Annotated in this window: 20 protein-coding genes and 1 tRNA gene; 6 read left to right on the forward strand and 15 right to left on the reverse strand. The window is 34.8% G+C overall.

What is annotated here, in order from left to right; genetic code table 11:
* The first annotated feature begins 2 nt into the window (after positions 1-2).
* Together ftsY and radA are read left to right on the forward strand one after the other, a co-directional pair.
* The gene (gene ftsY, locus CQA62_RS03710) at positions 3-884 is read left to right on the forward strand and encodes a signal recognition particle-docking protein FtsY (protein ID WP_104725095.1); all 882 of its coding nucleotides are present in this window, start codon (positions 3-5) and stop codon (positions 882-884) included.
* Positions 881-2,224, forward strand: coding sequence for a DNA repair protein RadA (radA, locus tag CQA62_RS03715; protein ID WP_104725096.1), 1,344 nt, complete (start codon positions 881-883; stop codon positions 2,222-2,224). Before ftsY ends, radA begins: the two co-directional genes overlap by 4 nt.
* A gap of 8 nt (positions 2,225-2,232) precedes the next feature.
* Here the strand turns inward: radA and CQA62_RS03720 are convergent, their stop codons facing one another.
* The 4 genes from CQA62_RS03720 to CQA62_RS03735 form a co-directional block, all read right to left on the reverse strand.
* Positions 2,233-3,591, reverse strand: coding sequence for an L-serine ammonia-lyase (locus CQA62_RS03720; RefSeq protein ID WP_104725157.1), 1,359 nt, complete (start codon positions 3,589-3,591; stop codon positions 2,233-2,235).
* Positions 3,592-3,609: 18 nt separating this feature from the next.
* Positions 3,610-4,872 (reverse strand): aromatic amino acid transport family protein, encoded by a 1,263-nt coding sequence (locus tag CQA62_RS03725; RefSeq protein ID WP_232006816.1) that lies wholly within the window; start codon positions 4,870-4,872, stop codon positions 3,610-3,612.
* A 95-nt stretch (positions 4,873-4,967) separates the two neighbouring features.
* On the reverse strand, positions 4,968-5,342 hold the full coding sequence (locus tag CQA62_RS03730) for a group III truncated hemoglobin (protein ID WP_104725097.1): 375 nt from the start codon (positions 5,340-5,342) through the stop codon (positions 4,968-4,970).
* Between the two features lie 68 nt (positions 5,343-5,410).
* The gene (locus CQA62_RS03735; RefSeq protein ID WP_104725098.1) at positions 5,411-6,418 is read right to left on the reverse strand and encodes an adenosine deaminase; all 1,008 of its coding nucleotides are present in this window, start codon (positions 6,416-6,418) and stop codon (positions 5,411-5,413) included.
* A gap of 89 nt (positions 6,419-6,507) precedes the next feature.
* Here CQA62_RS03735 and CQA62_RS03740 point away from each other — a divergent pair.
* The 3 genes from CQA62_RS03740 to CQA62_RS03750 all read left to right on the forward strand — a co-directional run bounded on the left by CQA62_RS03740 (position 6,508) and on the right by CQA62_RS03750 (position 8,828).
* A tRNA-Ser gene (locus CQA62_RS03740) sits at positions 6,508-6,595 on the forward strand.
* A gap of 218 nt (positions 6,596-6,813) precedes the next feature.
* Positions 6,814-7,986: a pyridoxal phosphate-dependent aminotransferase gene (locus tag CQA62_RS03745; RefSeq protein WP_104725099.1), complete on the forward strand. Its 1,173-nt coding sequence runs from the start codon at positions 6,814-6,816 to the stop codon at positions 7,984-7,986.
* Between the two features lie 413 nt (positions 7,987-8,399).
* Positions 8,400-8,828: a DUF3149 domain-containing protein gene (locus CQA62_RS03750; RefSeq protein WP_104725100.1), complete on the forward strand. Its 429-nt coding sequence runs from the start codon at positions 8,400-8,402 to the stop codon at positions 8,826-8,828.
* Positions 8,829-8,864: 36 nt separating this feature from the next.
* Here CQA62_RS03750 and CQA62_RS03755 read toward each other — a convergent pair whose 3' ends face one another.
* The 11 genes from CQA62_RS03755 to CQA62_RS03805 form a co-directional block, all read right to left on the reverse strand.
* Entirely contained in the window at positions 8,865-9,293 is a 429-nt protein-coding gene (locus CQA62_RS03755; RefSeq protein WP_104725101.1) for a globin domain-containing protein, read from the reverse strand.
* 80 nt (positions 9,294-9,373) lie between these two features.
* Positions 9,374-10,186 (reverse strand): carboxylating nicotinate-nucleotide diphosphorylase, encoded by an 813-nt coding sequence (nadC, locus tag CQA62_RS03760; RefSeq protein ID WP_104725102.1) that lies wholly within the window; start codon positions 10,184-10,186, stop codon positions 9,374-9,376.
* Complete coding sequence (nadA, locus tag CQA62_RS03765) at positions 10,183-11,187, reverse strand: quinolinate synthase NadA (protein WP_104725103.1); 1,005 nt, start codon at positions 11,185-11,187, stop codon at positions 10,183-10,185. Before nadA ends, nadC begins: the two co-directional genes overlap by 4 nt.
* A 12-nt stretch (positions 11,188-11,199) precedes the next feature.
* Positions 11,200-11,988, reverse strand: coding sequence for a phosphatidylserine decarboxylase (locus CQA62_RS03770; protein ID WP_115585116.1), 789 nt, complete (start codon positions 11,986-11,988; stop codon positions 11,200-11,202).
* Positions 11,988-12,524 carry a hypothetical protein gene (locus CQA62_RS03775; RefSeq protein ID WP_104725105.1) on the reverse strand — a complete coding sequence of 179 codons (537 nt, stop codon included), beginning with the start codon at positions 12,522-12,524 and terminating at the stop codon, positions 11,988-11,990. The genes CQA62_RS03770 and CQA62_RS03775 overlap by 1 nt, the downstream gene beginning before the upstream one ends.
* The gene (locus CQA62_RS03780) at positions 12,524-13,066 is read right to left on the reverse strand and encodes a hypothetical protein (RefSeq protein WP_104725106.1); all 543 of its coding nucleotides are present in this window, start codon (positions 13,064-13,066) and stop codon (positions 12,524-12,526) included. The genes CQA62_RS03775 and CQA62_RS03780 overlap by 1 nt, the downstream gene beginning before the upstream one ends.
* Entirely contained in the window at positions 13,066-13,935 is an 870-nt protein-coding gene (mqnP, locus tag CQA62_RS03785) for a menaquinone biosynthesis prenyltransferase MqnP (RefSeq protein ID WP_104725107.1), read from the reverse strand. Before mqnP ends, CQA62_RS03780 begins: the two co-directional genes overlap by 1 nt.
* 44 nt (positions 13,936-13,979) lie before the next feature.
* Entirely contained in the window at positions 13,980-15,146 is a 1,167-nt protein-coding gene (locus CQA62_RS03790) for a ComEC/Rec2 family competence protein (RefSeq protein WP_158653711.1), read from the reverse strand.
* A gap of 74 nt (positions 15,147-15,220) precedes the next feature.
* Positions 15,221-16,531: an MFS transporter gene (locus CQA62_RS03795; RefSeq protein ID WP_232006821.1), complete on the reverse strand. Its 1,311-nt coding sequence runs from the start codon at positions 16,529-16,531 to the stop codon at positions 15,221-15,223.
* Positions 16,532-16,853: 322 nt separating this feature from the next.
* Positions 16,854-17,459, reverse strand: a complete 606-nt coding sequence (gene lpoB, locus CQA62_RS03800) for a penicillin-binding protein activator LpoB (protein ID WP_104725109.1) — start codon at positions 17,457-17,459, stop codon at positions 16,854-16,856.
* Between the two features lie 9 nt (positions 17,460-17,468).
* Positions 17,469-18,857 carry a COG3014 family protein gene (locus CQA62_RS03805; RefSeq protein WP_104725110.1) on the reverse strand — a complete coding sequence of 463 codons (1,389 nt, stop codon included), beginning with the start codon at positions 18,855-18,857 and terminating at the stop codon, positions 17,469-17,471.
* Positions 18,858-19,108: 251 nt separating this feature from the next.
* On the opposite strand from CQA62_RS03805, the gene CQA62_RS03815 reads away from it, so the two are divergent.
* Positions 19,109-21,379 (forward strand): hypothetical protein, encoded by a 2,271-nt coding sequence (locus tag CQA62_RS03815; protein WP_211305525.1) that lies wholly within the window; start codon positions 19,109-19,111, stop codon positions 21,377-21,379.
* Positions 21,380-21,452 lie beyond the last annotated feature (73 nt).

Genomic DNA, 21,452 nt, shown 5'->3' on the forward strand with positions numbered 1-21,452 from the left:
TTATGTTTAATGCACTAAAAAAAACATTACTTAAAACCACACAAGCCCTCTCTGAAGCTCTTGGCAGTAATAATAAAACCATTAAAAAAGATTTGCTTGAAGAGGCCTTAATTCAAAGCGATATTTCTTATGATTTAGTTGAAAAAATTCTTAGTTCTCTTCCTGAAGAAGTGAGTCGTGATGAATTAGAAGTGGCACTCTATCACTTTTTTAGATCACAGAGCTATTATGATCGCCTCACCTACACTCCACCCACACAATCTCCCAGTGTGTCTTTAATTATTGGAGTAAATGGTGCAGGCAAAACCACCACTATTGCTAAGCTTGCCAATCAAGCAAAACAAATGGGAAGAAAAGTCATTTTGGGTGCAGGAGATACCTTTAGGGCAGCTGCTATTGAACAACTTAAACTTTGGGGAGAAAAACTTGGTATTGAGGTGATTAGCTCAAAAATAGGACATGATCCTAGTGCCATCGCTTTTGATAGCATCAAAGCTGGACTTGCACGAGGAGTAGATGAGATCATTATTGATACTGCAGGAAGATTGCATAACCAAACAAATCTCAAAAATGAGCTTATAAAGATTGCAAATACTTCTCAAAAAGCTTTAAATGGGGCAAAGATTCAAAAACTTCTTATTCTTGATGGGACACAGGGAAGCTCAGCAATCCATCAAGCAAAAATCTTTAATGAGATTTTAGATATCGATGCAGTGATTGTGACAAAACTTGACAGCACAAGCAAAGGGGGTGCTATTCTGAGTATAATTTATGAACTTAAAGTGCCAGTGGCTTATATTGGAGTGGGTGAAAAAGAAAATGATTTAATTATTTTTGATCAAGACAAATACATTCAAACCCTTCTTGATGGAATCTATGAATGAGTAAAAAAAAACAAATTTTATTTGAGTGTCAAAATTGTGGATTTCAAACTCCCAAATGGCTTGGAAAATGCCCACAATGTCAATCTTGGGAAAGCCTTGTAGAACTCTCGAATGAACAAATCACCTTTTTACAAACTGCTTCAAATCTCTCAAAACATCTAACTCCACCAAGAGCAATCACAGAGATTGAGAGTGAAGAGTTTATTAAATTTAGCTCTTTTGAAAGTGAATTTGATATGGTGCTTGGGGGTGGAATTGTCGCAGGAGGGCTATATCTTATTGGAGGAAGCCCTGGGGTTGGAAAATCTACCCTCCTTCTTAAGGTTGCTTATAATCTAGCAAATAATGGAAAAAAAACACTCTATGTTAGCGGAGAAGAAGGTGTGGGGCAAATTAAAGCAAGAGCGCAAAGACTAGACTGTCTAAGTTCTCATTTATTTTTGCTCAGTGAAATTAATCTTGAAAATATCCTTGCACAAATCCCCTCTTTTGAAATTTGCGTTATTGATTCTATTCAAACACTCTTTTCAAGCTCAATCACTTCTGCACCTGGATCTGTTGCACAAGTAAGAGAGAGCACTTTTGCTTTAATGAGGATGGCTAAAGAGAAAAATATCGCAATTTTTATTATTGGACATATTACAAAAGAAGGATCTATTGCGGGACCAAGAGTGCTAGAACATATGGTAGATAGTGTTTTGTATTTTGAGGGAGATCCTAGCAAAGAGCTAAGAATTTTAAGAGGATTTAAAAATCGTTTTGGAAATACAAGTGAGGTGGGGATATTTGAGATGAAAGAAAATGGTCTTGTGAGTGCAAAAGAGGCTTCAAAATTGTTTTTTCAAAATAAAAAGAAAATGGCTGGAAGTGCCATTACTGTCATCTTAGAAGGATCAAGAGCATTGGTATTAGAAATTCAAGCATTAGTGAGCGAAAATAACTATGGTATTCCCAAGCGCCTTGCAACAGGTTTTGATCTCAATCGCTTAAATATGCTTTTAGCACTTTTGGAAAAAAAGCTTCAAATCCCACTTAAGGGATATGATGTTTTTGTCAATATTACAGGGGGAATTAAAATCAGTGAAACAGGTGCAGATCTAGCAATTATCGCTTCAATTATTTCAAGCTTTAAAAATCGTCCCTTAAGTCCTACAACAGCCTTTATCGGAGAAGTTAGTTTGATAGGAGATGTACGTGAGGTAGGCAATCTTGATACAAGACTAAAGGAGTTAGAACACTATGGCTTCAATAAGGCCATTGTGCCTAAAAAACCTAGCAATCCTAGCAGTATTGTATGTTATGAAACAAATGAAGTTACAAAAATTATTGATTGGATGTAAAGGAGAGCTTAAGCTTCCCACTCCAATGAAGCAAGACCTCCAAGAGAGGTTTCTCTATAACGATGATCCATATCTTTGCCAGTCTGATACATTGTTTTGATCACTTCATCAAGCCCAACCTTAGGTTGACTTTTTCTGCTAAGCGCCATTCTTGCTGAACTGATTGCTTTAATCGCTCCAAATGCATTACGCTCAATACAAGGAATTTGCACAAGTCCAGCCACAGGATCACAAGTAAGCCCCAAATGATGTTCCATTGCAATCTCTGCTGCTGAGCAGATTTGATAAGCATTACCCCCCATAATATAAGCTGCAGCTGCAGCTGCCATAGAACTAGCTGAGCCAATTTCAGCTTGACACCCTGCCTCAGCTCCACTAATAGAGGCATTTTTCTTATAAAGTGATCCAATTGCAATAGCCACAAGCAAAAAGTCAATCACTTTTTCATCAAATTCACTCCCATACAAGGCTTGTAAATACAACATCACCGCGGGCACAACAGCACATGCACCATTTGTGGGGGCTGTAACTACTCGCCCACCAGCACCATTTTCCTCTGCAATAGCAATTGCATAAAGTGAAACCTGATCAACAAAGCTTAAAGGATCCTTGGGATCAAAATGACTTTTTACAAGCTCTGGGGCTCTTCTTTTAAGTTTTAAAGGTCCTGGGAGAATCCCCTCACTGACACAACCATTATGATAAGAATCTTGCATTGCCTCCCAAATCTCTTTAAAATAGTTTTGAATATATTCTTTGGAATTGAATTGCTCTTCATACTCTAAAGAAATTTCTGCAATGCTTTTATTGTATTTTTCACAAAGTGCTAAGAGTTCTTTTGCATTAGAGAAAGTAATTTTAAAATCTTGTTGTTCTTCTTGTTTGGGTGGATTTTTCAATGCCTCCTCAGTGGCAATAAATCCTCCCCCTACAGAGTAATACACCTGCTTCAAAATTACTTCACCTCTAGCATCATATGCACTTACTCGCATACCATTCTCATGCAAAGGTAAAAAATCTTGATGAAAAATAACATCTTCATCATAAAAAAATTCAATCTCTTTTTTTCCTGCAAGATTAATTTTATGATTCTGCATCGCTAAAGAAATGATCATATTTTTAAGAGAAGGAGTAAGATCTTTTGCTCGTATACCATTAAGTCCAATAATACAGGCCATATCAGTCAAATGCCCTCTACCAGTCAAAGAAAGTGAACCATAAAGCTCAATTTTTACTCTCCGCACTTCCTTAGCTCTCTCTCCTAGAGCATCTAAGGCATTACAAAAAAGATTACAGGCCAACATTGGGCCTACAGTGTGGGAACTCGAGGGTCCCACACCAATTTTGAAAATACTTAGATTACTAATCTCTGCCATTTCCCACCCCTATCCTTGCAAGAAAAATTTTGCAATAATACTTGAGATAGCAAGCAATCCTGTAATGACAACAAATGCATCAAGTGCAGGATTTTTCCATTTTTCCATATTTTTCACCCTATACACTGCATACACTGGCATTAAAAACAAAATCACAGCAATGATGGGTCCGCCCAAATCCTCAATAAATCCAAGAATGCTTGGATTCTTATAAGCCACTATAATCATTGTTACATACATAAAAATTGTTGTAAAGATATTAATAGTCTTAATATTTGGATTTTCATTTCCAGACATTTTGATCATTTTTCTAATGATTCCATTTAACCCTTCTCTAGCCCCAAAATAATGGCCAAAAAATGAGCTTACAATTGCCAAGAATGCTACAAGTGGCGCACCATAAGATACAAGAGGATTATCAAGCTTATTTGCAAAATAAGAAAGAATAGGAATATTAGCCTCTCTAGCCGCTTGGAAATCATCTGTATCTAAACACATAATGCAACTTATAACAAAAAACATAACAAAAAATAAAAGCAATCCTGAGGTTCTAAAAAGAACTTGAGAGGCCTTATAAGGAGCCAAATCTCCATATTCCTTTCTCATTGCAACTGAAAAAGTTGAAATTGCTGGAGAGTGATTAAAAGAAAAGACTAAAACTGGTAAGGTTAACCATACAACACTGATAAACTCTTTGAGATTTGGAATATTTTTTAAAGTTTCAAATTTCCAATGAGGAATAAGATAGATTGAAAAAATAAACAATACAATACAAAGAGGATAAACAAGAGCATTGCATATTTTTGTAATAATTTCTTCACTCAAAGTCATCACAAACATCATGGCACTAACCAAAATCACTGAAAGCATCAAACGATTAAATTCGGTAGAAAAATCAACACTCCAACCAAGCTGATTTGTAAAAAAACTTGCAAAAGTGTTAGTGATTCCAACACCATAAGCTAAACAAATAGGATAAATTGCAAAAAAGTAAAGCACAGTAATGAGTAAGCTTATCTTACGTCCAAAATGCTCTTCTGCAGCATGAGTAATGTCTTTATCAGCTGCACTTGAAGCACAAACAAATCGACTAAGTCCTCTATGGCTAAGCCAAGTCATAGGAAAAACAAGCATTGCCATAATTAAAACAGGCCAAAACCCGCCAGTACCTGCACGGATAGGTAGGAATAAAATCCCAGCACCAACAGCCGTCCCAAATAAAGATAGCATCCAACGAGTATCAAATCTCGTCCAACTCATTTTTTCGTGCATAGAAAACTCCTTCTCAATGAATTTAAGTGTAAAAATACACAATAATATTCTAGTATAAAATCATTCTCTTATAAAAAAATTAAAAATTACATTCTTTAATGTTTAACGTCATAGAGCATATATTGGAATCTTTGCGCAATAATCTTTGCCTTTTGCAAGATAATTTGTGCATCATCTTGATTAAAAATCTTATTCAAACACTCCTCAAATAGATTCAACCACACGCTAAATAGTTCTCTTGGAAATGGTGGGAGTTCAATATGAGCCTTCATTGGATTACCCTGATAATCTCCCTCACCCAAAAGCATTCCCATCCAAAAATTTCCAATCTTCTTCTTATGCACTTCCCATTCTTCATTACTTGTTCCAATTGCATGATTAAAAATTTCTCCAAGCTCTGGATTTACACGTACCTTGGCATAGAATATATCCATAAGTTCCTGAATTTTTTCTGGGGTTATTTGTGACATTTTTACTCCTTTGAATTAAAAAATTTCAAGTCTTTTAGCATACTTTGTTATTAATTTTTTAGAAATTTCTAACTTTTTGCAATATTTTTAAAATTTATAATTTGTTGTCTTAAATTTTCTTTTTCTTGTTGAGGTAAAAAAGTTGCTTGAAGTGCATTGAGGCTAAAAGTCAACAATTCTTCCTCTCTAATTTCAAAGTTTTGTGCAATAACTTCAAAATTAGCATTAATGTATCCACCAAAATAAGAAGGATCATCAGAATTAATTGTCACACATAGCCCTTCTCTTAAAAGTTTGACAACATTAAGATCTTTAGGGTTTTTAAAAACTTTTAACTTAAGGTTTGAGAGTGGACAAACTGTAAGTGGAATTTGTTTTTCTCTAAGATAGGTTATAAGCTTTTCATCTTCTTCACACCTCACCCCATGATCAATCCTGTGCACACCTAATTGCAATGCTTCCCAAATATAACTACTGTCCCCCTCTTCTCCTGCATGAGCTACAAGTAAAAATCCTTCTTTTTGTGCCTCTTTAAAAAGTTGCGTAAACTTACTTGGAGGATGACCTACTTCAGAGCTATCCAGACCAATGGCAATGATTTTATCTCTAAAAGGTAAAATCATTCTCAGTGTTTGTAAACCCTCCTCTTGGCTTAAATGACGTAAAATACAAGCAATTAAATAACTAGAAATCCCCAGCTCCTCTCTCCCCCTATTCATTGCCTCACTTATTCCATCAATTACATCTGCAAGTTCAATGCCTCTTACACTATGAGTCTGTGGATCAAAAAAGATTTCAGTGTGAATAACATTATTTTCTTTACATTTAAGCAAATATGCCCAAGTGAGATCAAAAAAATCCTGCTTATTTACAAGCACAGATGCACCAGTATAATAAAGATCAAGAAAAGATTGGAGATTATGAAAATCATACATCTTTTTAATCTCTTCTACATTTGCATAAGGAATGGGAATATTGTTTTTCCTTGAGAGAGCAAACATCATTTCAGGTTCAAGTGTGCCTTCAATGTGTAGGTGAAGTTCAATTTTGGGAAGTTTGTGAATCAGTGTTTTCATTACCTATCCTTGCAAAAAATAAAGGAATTATTACAAGTTTTTAGGCATGTTTGAAAGAAGGTGTGATAAAATCATAGTTTTTTATGTATAGACAGGTGTCCGAGTGGTTGAAGGAGCACGCCTGGAACGCGTGTAAGGTGCAAGCCTTCGAGGGTTCGAATCCCTTCCTGTCTGCCATTGAATTCTTAAAAATTATTCTTTTAATGCAAATTCTTAAATATAAGAGCAAAAACTCACCCATCACTATTTAATCTTAATATTTTATATCTCTGTAATTTATTTCATCCTCAATCACCTCATCTTTTCCTGTATCTCAATACTTACAGATGATATGCATCATAGAAAATCCTTGTTTTAAAGTATAATCTCCTCTACTCTAGTTAAAAAGGATAATCATGCAATACTCTAAGAAAATTCTCGCACTTGAAGAATCCAATACACTTGCAATCAGTGCTCTAGCCCAAAACCTTAAAAAAGAGGGTAAAGAGATTATCAATCTCTCTGCAGGAGAGCCTGACTTTGACACCCCCCAAGCCATTAAAGATGCAGCAATTAAGGCAATTCATGCAGGGTTTAGCAAATACACTTCTGTAAGTGGAATGTCTGAGTTGAGAAATGCAATAAGTGCCAAGCTTCTTAGAGATAATGCTCTCTCTTATACACCTAATGAAATTATTGTAAGCAATGGTGCAAAGCATTCGCTTTTTAACGCCTTTGGTGCAATTCTTGATGCAGGTGATGAGGTCATTATCCCCTCTCCTTATTGGGTGAGCTATCCTGAGATTGCAAAATACAATCAAGCTATACCCATTTTTTTGCCAACTACACAAGAAAATAATTTTAAAATCACCCCCGAACAACTTCGTTCTGTCCTTACTTCACGCACAAAGCTTCTTGTGCTCAATTCTCCCAATAACCCTACAGGCTCACTTTATAGCAAAAATGAACTCATTGCATTAGCAGAGGTGCTTAAAGGAAGTAATGTTTGGGTGATTAGTGATGAGATTTATGAAAAACTCACCTATAGTGGTGACTTTGTTTCTCTCGCTTCACTTTCAGAGGATTTATTACAACGCACAATTACAATTAATGGTTTAAGTAAATCTAGTGCAATGACAGGCTGGAGAATGGGATATCTTGCGAGTAAAGACAAGACCCTTATTAAAGCCATAGATAATCTTCAGGGCAATAGCACAAGCAATATTAACTCTTTCACTCAAGTCGCCTCCATTACTGCCCTCTCTGCTTCTATGGAATCAGAAATTTGCATTATGAGAGAAAAATTTAAAGAAAGGAGAGACTTTGCTTTTGCTCAATGTTCCCATATTCCCACTCTTAGTCTCAATCTCCCCAGCGGAGCATTCTATCTCTTTATCAATATTCAAGCACAAAAACGCTTCAATGGAGATAGTATGAAATTTTGTAAAGCTCTTTTACAGGAGCAAGGTGTAGCACTTGTCCCAGGTGTGGCATTTGGTGCAGATGGATTTGTAAGAATGAGTTTTGCCACCTCAATTCAAACTCTAGAAAAAGGATTTGAGAAAATTGCTAAGTTTGTAATGCAATAAGGTTTTCTATTTAGCAATTGAATGGATTCTTTAAGCATTTCCCATGATTTGATTATATATGCATTAAGGGAAGGATAGAATGGGGTCATTATCTAGTATCCTCCTCTCCTCTTGCATCTTTTAAAATAGAAATAAACTTTTTATATGAGCCAATATCTTTTGCTTCTATCATTTAGACCTTTTATTATTTATATTAAAAATCTTAGAATACTTCAGTATATCCCTCCTAAACATAAACAACAAACTCAAAAAAAGAAAGATGGATTCCCTTTGTGATTAGTCCCTACATCTTGTCTCAAAGATATAGATATTAGAAATACGCTTTAAAGTGCTTGATTGTAGATGTTTACTAAATTCTTTCAATCTTTTCAGGCTAAAATTATATTTATAATTTTCTTAAATTGGAGGATTTTATGACTTCTATATATTTTATTGCATTGATCATACATTTACTGAGTGCCATTTTCTTTGTAGGGTATTTTTTACTTGAAATATTTGTACTTAAAGCCCTTTATTCAAAAATTTCGACTGAACAAAAAAGCATCTTAGGACAACGAAAAGTAAAAATGATTTTTATCTCATTGTTTTTACTTTTTGGAAGTGGTGGGATAATGGCAACACAATATCTTGGAAATGGAATGGGATTTTTTGCAAATACCCCTCAAAGCATTCTCTCACTCAAAATTATTCTAAGTCTTATACTCTTGGCATTAGTGTTATATTGGTATTTTATTGTAAAAATTTTGCAAAGACCTTTACCACTTAAAAAACTTATGCATCCTCTTAGTTTAATCTTACTTCTTTTAATTGTAATTCTTTCAAAAGTAATGTTTTATGTTTGATTTTCACCCCCTCTTTTTTGTAAAGGATGGGGAAAATTAAGCTTTTTGATAGAGCTCTTCTTCTATTTGGATATAAAATTTTGCAAGCTCATCGTAAGCTTTCTCCCACGCATTAATCACTTCATCATCTACATTTAACACAGTTTTAACTGCTTTCAATAGGCACTCTCCTACAATGGGATAATGCTCAGGCTTTACCTGGGATTTAACATGAGTTACTCCAATTTTACTTACAAATGCTCTCATATTTTCCATATTATCAATATTGATTGCAGCATTCCAAACTGCATTTGCTAAAGCCTTGGGTTGGGATCCATCTTTTTGTTTATTCATATCAAACATTGACTTAACCTCTGGATACCGCTCAAACATATCACGATAAAACTCTTTTGTAATCTCCTCACCTCTTTCACGTAAAATTGGTGCGGTTGATTTAACAATTTCAATAGTTTTTTGATCTAACATCGATTCTCCTTATTTGTAAAAAATACGCTGGAATTCTAATTTGGTTTTTTGTTACTTTTATTGAAATTTTTATTAAAATTTTATATTTTCATACTCATATCTATCCAAGTAGCTTGATGGATTAAGCTCCCACTTGAAATAGCATCTACCCCACTTTTAGCATATTCAATAAGATTTTCAAGTGTAATATTTCCACTAGCTTCAAGAAGAATATGGGGATAATTCGCATTGCGTAAAGCAACTACTTGAGCAATTAAAGAAGGAGTCATATTGTCACACATTACAATATCTGCCCCACTCTCAAATGCTCTCTGACATTCCTTAATACTCCCACATTCCACTTCAATCTTACAAGTAAAAGGGAGTTTCTTTCTTGCTTGAAGAATAAAACTTTTGAGTTCATCAATATGGGCCAAATGCGTATCTTTAAGCATTAATGCATCATCAAGACCAAAGCGATGATTATGTCCTCCACCATTTCGCACAGAATATTTTTCAAATTCCCTAAGCAATGGACGCGTTTTACGGGTATCAAGAAGTTTTAGAGGCAAATCCCCCAAGGCTTTAACATAATTATAAGTATGTGTAGCAATTCCACTGCTATGCTGTAGTATATTTAATGCTGTGCGCTCAATTTTTAAAATTTCAATATAACTTCCTTCAATTTCTGCTAATACTTCACCTTTATTAAAATACTCACAATCTTTTTTATAAAGTTTAAGTTGAAGTGCGCTTAGCTTGCATAAGGCTTGAAGATAGAGTGCACCTGAAAAGATTCCCTCTTCCTTAGCAATAACCCTAGCCTTTGTTTCCCTATCTTGCGCCACTCTCTCAAAAAGATCTCCTCTTCCTAAATCCTCTTTAAGAACTTCTTGAACAAAAGAGGCAATCACTTAGAAAGCTCCATCATTTTCTCAAGAGCTTTTCTTGCAAGAGCAGAAGTATGTTCATCAAGCTTGATTTCATTATAAGGTTCATTTCTCTCATATGCTTCTAATACCTTAACAATATCATCAAGTGTAGTTTCATTCATTGTAGGACATTCTGGCTTAGTGGAAGAGAGAACATAAGTATAATTTACTCCATCAACAGGTTTTCTTAGACGATTAACAAGATTAAACTCTGTTCCCACTGCTACTCTTTGGGTAGGCTCTAGAGAATTGACATATTTAATAATTTGACTTGTTGAACCTACAAAATCTGATTTTGCAACCACTTCTGGAGGACATTCAGGATGTGTAACAATCAAAATATCTGGAAATTTATTACGATAAAACTCAATATCTTCTACACTAAAAAGCTGATGCACCGAACAAAAACCATCATAACAAATTATCTCAGCATTCAGTACCTCTTGCTTACTTGAAATACCCAAAACAGCTGAAGGGATATGATGATATTGTGCAAGATTAAGTCCCAAACATCGATCAGGTAAGAAAAAAATTTTTTTATTCTGAGATTTGGCATAGTCAAAAATTTTACTAGCATTTGCACTTGTGCAAACAACTCCCCCCATTTCTCCCACCTTGGCTTTAACTTCTGCATTGGAATTAATATAGGTCATGGGAAAAATATCTTCACGCCTTATTCCATAACTTTCCATAAGCTCAATACTCTTGTCATAATAAGAGCTATCAATCATTCTTGCCATAGAGCAACATGCTAAACGTGGCATAATCACTCGTTTTTGAGGAGCAAGGATTTTTACACTCTGTCCCATAAATCCAACACCACAAAATACCACGAGCTTCCGTGGGCTTGCACTTGCATTTCTAGCTAACTCTAAACTATCTCCAGTTAAATCAGCAACCTCAACAATCTCATCTCTTTGGTAATAATGTGCTACAAGCAATGCATCATTTGCATCCAATAACTCCTGAATTCTTTTCTTCATTTTTACCTCCCTTTAATCAGTAAATTCTCCCACACTCTCTCCAAATCTTACCTTCTCACCCACATGAGCAAAAGGAGTATAATCCTTTTGGAAAACAAGAATTGTTGATCCCATTTTAAACATTCCCACCTCCTCACCTTTTGCAATAAAAATAGGTTCTGAATATGTATAAGAGGTGCTGATATTAGCCTGTGTATTTGTTTGCACTCTTGGCTCAAAATTCACAACCATTTGCCCAACATTCAATGCCCCTACAGCCACATAATACACCCTATTTCTTTTATTGTCTCTTGCAATAATGACCACCCGCTCATTGCGGATGAATAAATTATGATTTTTTAGAAGTGAGGGGCGATTGACTGCAAGAAGTTCTCCTGCAAAATATCTCACCTCCTCTATCCACATATCACAATGCGCATGATAACGATGATAATCCCTTGGAGAAAGATAATAATTTGTATAAAAATACTCATTCTCTAGTGCTTCTCCTAAAAGCTCACTGACACAATATATCATTCCCTTAATCTGCAAAGCTGTATTATTTTGTACAAAACCTTGTTCCATAATAAGCGAATCGCAAGGAGAAATAATGGTTTTAGGACTTTTATCAAATTGACGCTCTACTTTTAATTCACGTGTAAAAAGTGCATTGAGTGTAGGGTAACTCTCAATGTTTTCAAATTCACTTAAATCAATATTAAAAATCTTTACATAGACAGAATTAATAATTTTTTGAATCTTGGGTGAAAAAGAATGAGAGGCAAATTTCCCAAAATATCTTGAAATCCTATTACTTAGCATTAATTTCCTTTATACGCGATATTTGAAAGTTGCAAAAATAATTCAATTTCTCCTTTAGGGATAGAAAGCTCCTTTGAAATTTCATCTACACTTTTACCTTCTTGTAGAAGTGTAGAAATTTTTTTCTCATCAACACCTGTTGCATTGCTAGAGAAAAACTCTAAATCCCTGATTTTTCCATCTAGACTATTAAGATTATCTGTAGCAAGACGAATTTCATCATTAACACGTTGTTCTATATTTTCTAAATGCTCAAAAGTTTGAGAGAGAGAGTGAGCAATCATATCCCTTGCTTGAGTTTCAACTTGATTTTGAATCTCTAGCACCCTCTCTTCTTGCTCCCCCTCAACACGTTTAATGTATTTTTGAATTTTATAAATTTCATCATGCAAACTATCAATCGCAATTTCAAATTTATCAAGTCTTCTTGTAGATTCCAAATCTTTAAGATAAGTAAAAAGCAAAATCAAAAATGAAGCAAGACCTACAAAACCACTTAACACTAAGCTCAAATTTTGCTCAATCCAAATTCCCATTACTCTACCTCTCTTTTACTTCTAATCTCCATTCTCTCGCACTCAACAACATAAGCATCATAACTGTGATTATGAGATTGTCCAATTTTAGTAATCTTTGCAACAGATGGAGTAAGCATTACAAAAAAAAGAGGAATGATTTTGGTCGGGAAAACTGGCAATTCACATCGGGCATAATAAAGCCCACCCTCCTGCAATTCCTCCTCAAAACATAAAACACTATGACCAATGCTATGGGTTTTAAGTGAAAGCTCCAAAGGAATATAGGGGCTTTCTTTAATGCTGAGTTTTTGCTCTAAACGCTCAAGCTTTTTATACATTTCCACAAGTAACTCAAGCATTACTTCATCTCCTTCATAATCCCTCCCCTTGGAGAGTTTAAGCCACTTCTCAATCCCACTTTCTTCAATCTGATTGAGAGCAATATACTCTTGTAAAAACTTTCCCCCAATCTCTTGCACTTCTTGTGCTTGTATATCCAATACACATCTTGCAATTCTAGTTTCTAAACCTAAGCTATGACATATATGCAAAAAATCCATCACCTACTCCATTGCAATTCCAAAATCATCATAATCAAAAAAACAAAACCCAAATACCCATTACTGACAAAAAAGGCTTTAGGAATATGGGCAAAATCTTTTCTGACTAAATACTGCTCATAGCCTAGGATTATGGCACATAATCCTAGGCCAAGATAAGCAATCCAACTACAACCAAAGACATATAAAAACTCTCCCCAAAATACCAGGGTTAAAATATGAAAAATTTTTGAGATTAAAAGAGTTTTTTCTACCCCAAATACACTTGGAATAGAATACAATCTCTCTTGTTTATCAAATTCAATATCTTGTAAAGAATATAAAAGATCAAATCCTGCTACCCAAAAAATCACACCTGCTGAAAGAAAAATACACCACAGAGGCACACTTCCCAACACTGCAATACTTCCTGCAATGGGTGCTAATCCCAAACTCACTCCTAAAATGATATGAGCAAGATAAGAAAATCTCTTCACATAAGAGTAAAAACCTAAAATCAACAAAAATGGATAAGAGAGATAAAAGGCAAGAGAATTAATAAAATAGCTAACTCCTATAAAACCAAGAGCATTAAGACAGATTAAAATTAACATTACCCTAGGAGAAATTCGACCATCGACACTTGGACGATTTTGAGTACGAACATTTTTTGCATCAATATCTCTATCTAAGTAACGATTAACACTCATAGCAAAATTACGAGCAAAAATTAAAGCCAATACACACAAAATAAGCAATGAAAAGCCAAACCAAAGGGATTGATTTTTTTGTATTGAAGCGCAAAAAAGAGCTATAAGCATAAAGGGAGCAGAAAAAATTGTATGCTCAAATACGACTAACTCGCTGATGTCTTTAATCTTTTTTAACACCTTTTAACTCCGCAACCTAGAAAAATAATCCGTGATTTTACTCTCTATCTGAGCATTTTTAACACTAAAAATATATAAAATGCCCCACCTATGCCTAAAGTCGCATAATAACAAGAGCGATATCTAAGTGCTAAAATACAAAAAAACACATAAGGATAAAATACCCAAAATGGAGTAAAAATCTCCTTGGAAGGTAGAGAAAAATCTAAAGCCCAAGACAAACCCTCATCAAACACTCCCCCGATCCCCAAAAGATGTGCAAACAAAGAAAGAATAAAAAAGAGAGGAAAAATCAGACTTAAGATAATTGCACACAAGGAATAAAGATAAAAGGTGGGGAAAATATAATGAGAGATGGGAAGCATTTGAAAAAAGAGTGCACTATTGAGTAAAAGAGCAATCAGAAGAATTTTATACACCCCCTTAATTTCTGCATTAAAATATTTAAAAAAGAGCAAGATAAAATACACTCCACTCACTGAAAACCAAAATCCAAAATTCACTATAAATTGAGGAAAAATAGCCAAAATCACACAAACACATAAAAATAAAAAGTGAAAACTTAAAACTTTGATATTCCCCCATACAAAAAGCATTCCAACTGCACTCATCACAAATGCTCTGACATATGCTGGAGGAAAGTTTAAAATATAAGCATATACCAATAAAATTACCATAACTATAGCCCCTATATCAAAGACATTGTTACGATAAGTAAAATAACGTGCTTGAAAAAATTTATAAGGCTTACCAAGCAAGATATACAGCAACCAAGCAAAGATTCCAAGATGCAATCCGCTAATAGCAAAAAGATGAGAGATATGAAGCTTAGAACTCCACTCTCGCCAAGGCTTAGGAAGAGGTGTAGCAAAAAAGAGACTTTGATAAAGTCGTGTAAGCAAAATATCACTGTGTTGAGAGGAAACCCAATCTAAAAGAGGTGTAGAAGAAGTGGGTAAAAGAGAAAAAGAATAAGTCACAAAAAAACAGCTCTTAAGTGATTGGATAAAATCACAGGGCATACTTTTTCCATATAGGGAAAGTTCTTTATAAGTTAGATCTTTAAGATCTTCTTTTGAAGTTGTATAAATGATTTGGCCCTCGGGGGTAATAAGCTTTAAAACCCATTTATTGCCTTTAGTATATTGCGCCAAGACTTTGGCATTAAGATGTTTTGCTTGAATATATGTAAGAAAATTTTGATACCTCATCCATCCCATTAGACAAAAAACTATTACACACACCCCCAGAAAGATTGTCCACCCCACAGAATTCTCAAATAATCTCAATCAAGAATCTCTTTATTATTTTTTTCAATCATTTGTTGATACATACAGGCTACACCATAGGCAATGAAGCACAGAAGCAAAATATAAGCACAAAGTCCATAAGCATAAATGCCCTGCTTTTTGCTCAGTGTATGAAGTGCAAATGCAAGCTGAGGGGTAATCCCCCCGACAAGAGCATAGGAAATATTATAGGAAAAAGAAATTCCAGAAAATTTAAACCTTGGTTCAAAAAGCTCACACATTGCAACTGGAGTAAAAATCATAATCCCCACACTATTGCAAAGTAAGCAATACAAAAGGATTGCATAAAGAGTGTTTTGAGTTTGATACAATGAATAAAAAAAGGAAATTGATGCGATTCCTAAATATACTGCCCATATTTTATAACCTTTTGACACCCCTAAAATATCGGCACATACTCCAGCAGTTGCACATCCAACAATCAAACAAAAGACCCCAATAATTTGCACCATGCTTCGTTCAATATTACTTAAAGTCAATACATCTTGCATAAAATTTGGCAAGAAAAGAACAATTACAATGATACAACCCGCCAAAACCCAAGTGCTAAACATTGAGAGTATAATGCTTTTTTTAGAGGTTTTAAAGACTTCTTTAAGTGGGAATTCTTCCAAAGCCTTATCTTTTTGTATTTTTTTAAACACAGGTGTTTCACTTAGAAAGCGACGCAAATAAATTGAAATCATTCCAAATCCTCCTCCAAGCAAGAATGGAATCCTCCAACCCCATTGATATAGAGTCTCTTGAGAAAGGATTAAGTTGAGTGCCAGTGCTACAAGAGCACCTAAAAAAATCCCCCCGACAACTGATGCGGTTAAAATTGCTAGATAAAGCCCTTTACGCTCTATTGGAGAATGCTCTCTTACAAATACCCAAGCCCCTGGAAGCTCTCCACCAATTGCTATACCTTGTAAGATTCTTACAATTAATAAAAAGATTGGAGCCAAAGCTCCAATCCCCTCATAAGTTGGCACAAGCCCTAAAGAAAGTGTGGGGATGACCATAAGTAAAATACTGAGCATAAATATTTTCTTACGCCCAAAACGATCCCCAAAATGGGCCATAATTATCCCTCCAATAGGTCTAGCAAGATAACCTGCTGCAAAAGTGGTATAAGTATTAAGATCCCTCCAAAATGCACCCAAATCTTTAGGAAAGAAATGCGCTGAAATATATTGGGCAAAAAAAATAAAAATAATAAAATCATAAAATTCTAATATTCCCCCAAGAGAGGATAGGCCAAGGGTTTTAATTTCATCTTTTTTTAGTGGCATTTTCTCCTGCATTACATACTCCTAGAATAAAACAATAAAATAAAAAGAGGATTCTATAAAAATTTTAAGGATTTAAAAGCTTTTTATTTTCTAAAGATGTTTTAAGTCACCTCTCTCCTAACAAGAGAAGAGTGGGCCAATTTACTGAGCAAATACAAATCCCATTCTTGGCTAATTTGGTTTTGCTTAAATCCATTAGGGGGCTTCTTTTGCACGATTAATATTTTCACCTAAATTAATCCCAAAAATCCATTTAAATTTGATTTTGGAGATTTAAGCCCATGGCACCTTGTACATCAAGCAAATTCAACACAAGAAAAAATAAGGGTTTGAATTACCATACCGAATAATTACCTGAACTTATTTTTGAAATATCAATTGTTTTCGACCAAGCTAAAAGTCCTGTCTTTATGTCAGCAATTTCAATTTTGAAGAAATAGTCAATTCTTTGCTCATTCCCTACTCTTATAATTCTCTGCCCTACTTTTCCACTCAATGAAGCATTGGCTGCAATTTTCTCTCCCTTTTTTATAACACTATTTTGACGATATTCTTCATCATTCCTAGCCTGACGAGTTTGATCAATCATTGCATCAATACTTCCACCACTCCCACTCACTGCACGAGTAATAAGAAATTTTCCACTCTCTTGAAGCTCTTCTACAATCCTTGCTGTAATTTGCTCCATATCAAGTTTAATTGTTGTATCATTGATAAAATCTGAAACCACTAAAATAGAAGGCTTACTTAAGTCAATTTGGTTAAAGTAGGCACTCTTGTATAAAGAATCTAAACTCTGCTTAGCGGCATTTTTAATATCATTCAGATCCAAACTTGCACTTATATAATCCTTACTTGCAGGATCAATATATTTTATCCCCCCTCCACATCCATAAAATCCAATAGCAATCAGAGTTGCAATGACTAAGCCCTTTCTCATTCTGCCTCCTTATTTTGAATAAATGACTTGATTAAAGATATTTTTTTGTGCATTTCGCACATAAATAATATGATTTTTATCTATACAAAGATTTTGCTTATTATCACATTTTTGAGAAAAATTTATTTTTGCAATCTCGCGTTCATTTGCAAAAATTTTATACTCCCCTTGTGCATTTTCAATTCTAGCTACAAAAAAACCATTAGGCATCAGTATTGGGATTCTTAAGTCTGCCCTTGTGGTGGCGGTAGTGTAAATCACTCCACCCAAGGCCATAAAAACTTCAAACCACCCTACTCCTTTTGTAGCTTGTTGTGCCCCATACGCAATAAGAGCTTTTGTGGTTGTAGAAATCACACCTCTTGTGATGATAAAAGGAATTTGCTTATTAAACTCATTCCATACCAAAGGGGTAAGACTTGAAATTTTTTGAGCTTGATAATCTCTACTTCCCTTCACTCTGTAAGAATTTGCAAAATCAACCCCCTCTTTTATATCTGGTAAAGCTAAAACCACATTAAGAAGAGCTGATCCTGTATAAATCGGGAGGTTAAATCTCTTTTCAATCTTAGAGGGGCTTTTTCCATCCTCAATAATTACCCAAGTTTGCTTCTTTTTATATCCCCCTTTTTGGAGCATCTGCCAATCTTGCTTAATTATTTCACTTCTGCTCACCCCATAAGATTCTTTAAAAAAATCAATAGCCTTGCTTTGATCTCCTTCAAGCATAAAAAATATGCCAGAAACATAATCAATCATTGGATTAATAAAACCAGTGAGTGAAGAGAATTTTGAAAGATTGCTATAAGTTTGTAAAATCTTATTCATCTCACTTCTTTGATTCTCTATACTTCCTTTATTTTCCTTATTTTTATAGGCTTGTTGCTCTATTGCCTGAGCTTTTAAAATCTCTTTTTCGTAATACTCTTTAATCCTCCTTTGCCGATCACTTGCACGATTAAATTCCACTCTTGCATCAGCATAGTTATTCTCTGACATAGACAGCAAGGCTTTATAATAATTAATCATAACTCCTTCATATAAAAAACCTTGATAATTCATCATTGCATCATTGAGCAATATTGCTTCAAAGTTTTTAAAAAGGCTGACAAGTATTCCACTTTGTTCATTAGTATTTATACGCCTCTCCGCACTCTCAAAAAGCTCTTTTGCTTGAGGATCTTTAAGATCAAATCCAATAATCCCTCCTTGAATCTGCCACAACAGCTCATCTTCTTGTGCATTCTTTTCTTCTTGATGCAAGTTTGCACCTTCTTTAGCAAGTTTATAAGCTCTAATAGGATTGCCCTCATAATATTGTTTGCTCACTTCATCAAGACTTACACTTGCACACCCACCAAAAGCAATAGCCCAAATCACCCAACTCCAAGCTCTCAAATTTATCCTTATTTCTTTAGGTTTTATCATTTTAAATCCCAAATAATCACAAAGCTTAAAAAATTCCTAAAAATAACCTTATAATATGAAATTATTCCCAAAGAATAGAGTCATTGATAGAAACTCTATACAAGCATGGAGAAAATTTGAAAAAGAATATATCAAAAGAAATACAAAAAGTATCAAAGAGAAATATAGAAGAGGAACATTTAAAAAAGATACATATAAAGATACATATAGAGAAAAACCTATTGCTCTCCCTCCTTTTAACTTCATCTCTTTACTGTGATACTGATTGGGAGTGGAATAATCTCCCCACACATATCACTCTTACAGGAGGAGTGCGGAACGATACAGTTACCCCTAGAAAAGGAAATGGACAGATGACTATGATCGATTTAAAATCTTCTGTCTTTACCCTCACAGGCACACCCAAGTCCCAATATATTCTCACCATCCTAAATTCTCCACAAGCTACACCCCAAAGCACGACCTACTACTCTGGAGGATTTTCTATTGGTAAGGAACTTAGTTTCACCCTTGAAAGTGTCCATACTTTGGCACTTGAAACTGGGAAAAGAATCGATGTAAAAGAAAATGCAAGTTTTATCATAAACGGCACTCACACAACCATTAATTCTGCAGGTTCAGAGTATGGAGGACAATCAAAATTTCGCTTCTCCTCAAATACTTGGAAAAAACAAATTAGTTCTCTTAATCTTAGTAGTGGTGCCAGAGCTGAGTTTAAAAATGCATTTTTTTTTATTCACGATGGTACAATCACAATGCAAAAAGACTCCACTCTCGCTATCCAAACAGATGTCATTCGCTTCCAAAGATCTCTTAGCAATAATGGAGGGGAGATCAATCTCAAGGGAAATACTTACATCGTCGGAAGTCCAATAGATACCAAGCCTGCAGGTACAGGCCAAAAGAATACGGCTGCCTTTTTCACTTCCATAGATGGGAAAGTCGCTATTGAAGGAAATCTCTATAATGGAGGAACTACGCCAATAGATAGTAGTCAAAATCCAATTTTCCCTGCCTTTGACCCTCCAGCAATGGGAGGAGGGTCGATTGTTTTAAAAGGTGGAAGTATGCAGGTGAGTGGAAATATAATCTCTCAAAGTGGAGGGTCCTCTTCGAATGAGGGGGGACTTCAAAATTCTAATATCGAGCTTTATGGTTCATCTCTTAAAGCCCAAAACCTCCAAAACCAAGCAAACTCACTTTTACTCTTTGGTGCATATGACAATAAAATGGGAACCTTTGAAGGTAATATCCAAAATAATGGAAATGTCTTGGTTGATCTTGGAGGCATTAAGCTTGATGGGGATTATCAATTAGTCTTAGGAACAATTAGTGGAATCACATCAGATAAAATAGAGCTTAAAAATGGTAATACTGGATTTTCCAAGGCAATTTTAGACTTCAAAAATGATGAATGGAGTGGTGTGGTTAAATTGCAAATTGATCAAAATGCAATCAATGCGTTTAAACAAGGATTAAATGAGGGAGAAAGAGGAATTTTAGAGAGTTTTGGAGATGAAATCTTTATCTTTGAGGGTGCTACAACCTCTAGCTTATCTCAAGATGTAAGCACCTTCAAAGATAAACTTAAAACAGGATTATTAGATTCTTCTTATCTGTTTATTGAGACTATGAAATCTCATAGCACTATTTTAGATCTACGACCCCATACTCTCACTTTTGATATATTAGGTGGAGGAATTTGGGGAGGAGGCAATGGAGGAATTGGGGGGATTGGTATGAGATGGGATGATGAAACTTTGTTTGAGATTGGTTCTCTTGAGATGAGCTTTTGGGGAGCTTATGCGTATGGGAATTTCAATCAATCACTCCCATCTTTTAATCTCCTTGGAATTTCAGAATTTAAAAATCAAAGCCATAATCTTGCTCTTAATGCTTATACAAATTTTATCTTCCAAGAGAGTGAAACCTCTCTTAGTGTAGGTTATTTTGCTTCCTTTCTTGCTTCATCAAGAAAGACCCAAACCCCAGACACCTTTGAAATCCTCACATCACGTTATTCACACCATTATATTAGAGCCAATCTTGCACAAGGCTATCGCTTTTCTTTCTCACAATTTTTTACCAAACCCTATTTCTCACTTAATCAAGCTCTTCATCTCATTCCTAGTTTTAGTGAGGGGGATAGCTCCTATGCTTATAGCTCTCAAAAGTATTGCACCTATGATTTAAGTGCAATGGTAGGAATTGAAATGGGCTATGAGATCAGCAATCTTTATAAAATCTATGCTAACGTCTCTTATGAAGGAATGATTTATAACTCGAGTGATTTTGTATTATTCACCTCATCTCATACTCCTATTGCCTTTAAAACCCCTTTTATTCATCGTGTAGGAGTCGATTTTGGAGGATATGTGGGGATCAATGAGGCTTTTGGGGTAAATTTTGAAGGAAATTTTAAATATATGGGCAAAGATTTTTATTATCTTGGGGGAAATATAGCACTTAAATACACTTTCTCCTCCTTCTAATCCCTTTTTTTATTTTTCTCTTTTTCTTACACATTCTCTTGTCTAAGAAAAAGATTTAAACTTTTGAAATTTG

Origin of the sequence: Helicobacter cholecystus (assembly GCF_003364215.1) — a bacterium.
In the GTDB taxonomy this organism is placed as follows: Bacteria; Campylobacterota; Campylobacteria; order Campylobacterales; family Helicobacteraceae; genus Helicobacter_G; species Helicobacter_G cholecystus.

Excerpts from the sequence above, each read along its gene's own strand:
- CQA62_RS03780 (WP_104725106.1), bottom strand. The coding sequence starts at position 13,066 with ATGGATTTTTTGCATATATGTCATAGCTTAGGTTTAGAAACTAGAATT.
- CQA62_RS03745 (WP_104725099.1), top strand. The coding sequence starts at position 6,814 with ATGCAATACTCTAAGAAAATTCTCGCACTTGAAGAATCCAATACACTT.
- nadA (WP_104725103.1), bottom strand. The coding sequence starts at position 11,187 with ATGAAGAAAAGAATTCAGGAGTTATTGGATGCAAATGATGCATTGCTT.
- radA (WP_104725096.1), top strand. The coding sequence starts at position 881 with ATGAGTAAAAAAAAACAAATTTTATTTGAGTGTCAAAATTGTGGATTT.
- CQA62_RS03735 (WP_104725098.1), bottom strand. The coding sequence starts at position 6,418 with ATGAAAACACTGATTCACAAACTTCCCAAAATTGAACTTCACCTACAC.
- CQA62_RS03775 (WP_104725105.1), bottom strand. The coding sequence starts at position 12,524 with ATGGGAATTTGGATTGAGCAAAATTTGAGCTTAGTGTTAAGTGGTTTT.
- CQA62_RS03730 (WP_104725097.1), bottom strand. The coding sequence starts at position 5,342 with ATGTCACAAATAACCCCAGAAAAAATTCAGGAACTTATGGATATATTC.
- CQA62_RS03755 (WP_104725101.1), bottom strand. The coding sequence starts at position 9,293 with ATGTTAGATCAAAAAACTATTGAAATTGTTAAATCAACCGCACCAATT.
- ftsY (WP_104725095.1), top strand. The coding sequence starts at position 3 with ATGTTTAATGCACTAAAAAAAACATTACTTAAAACCACACAAGCCCTC.
- lpoB (WP_104725109.1), bottom strand. The coding sequence starts at position 17,459 with ATGAGAAAGGGCTTAGTCATTGCAACTCTGATTGCTATTGGATTTTAT.
- CQA62_RS03725 (WP_232006816.1), bottom strand. The coding sequence starts at position 4,872 with ATGCACGAAAAAATGAGTTGGACGAGATTTGATACTCGTTGGATGCTA.
- CQA62_RS03750 (WP_104725100.1), top strand. The coding sequence starts at position 8,400 with ATGACTTCTATATATTTTATTGCATTGATCATACATTTACTGAGTGCC.
- CQA62_RS03790 (WP_158653711.1), bottom strand. The coding sequence starts at position 15,146 with ATGAGGTATCAAAATTTTCTTACATATATTCAAGCAAAACATCTTAAT.
- CQA62_RS03770 (WP_115585116.1), bottom strand. The coding sequence starts at position 11,988 with ATGCTAAGTAATAGGATTTCAAGATATTTTGGGAAATTTGCCTCTCAT.
- CQA62_RS03795 (WP_232006821.1), bottom strand. The coding sequence starts at position 16,531 with ATGCAGGAGAAAATGCCACTAAAAAAAGATGAAATTAAAACCCTTGGC.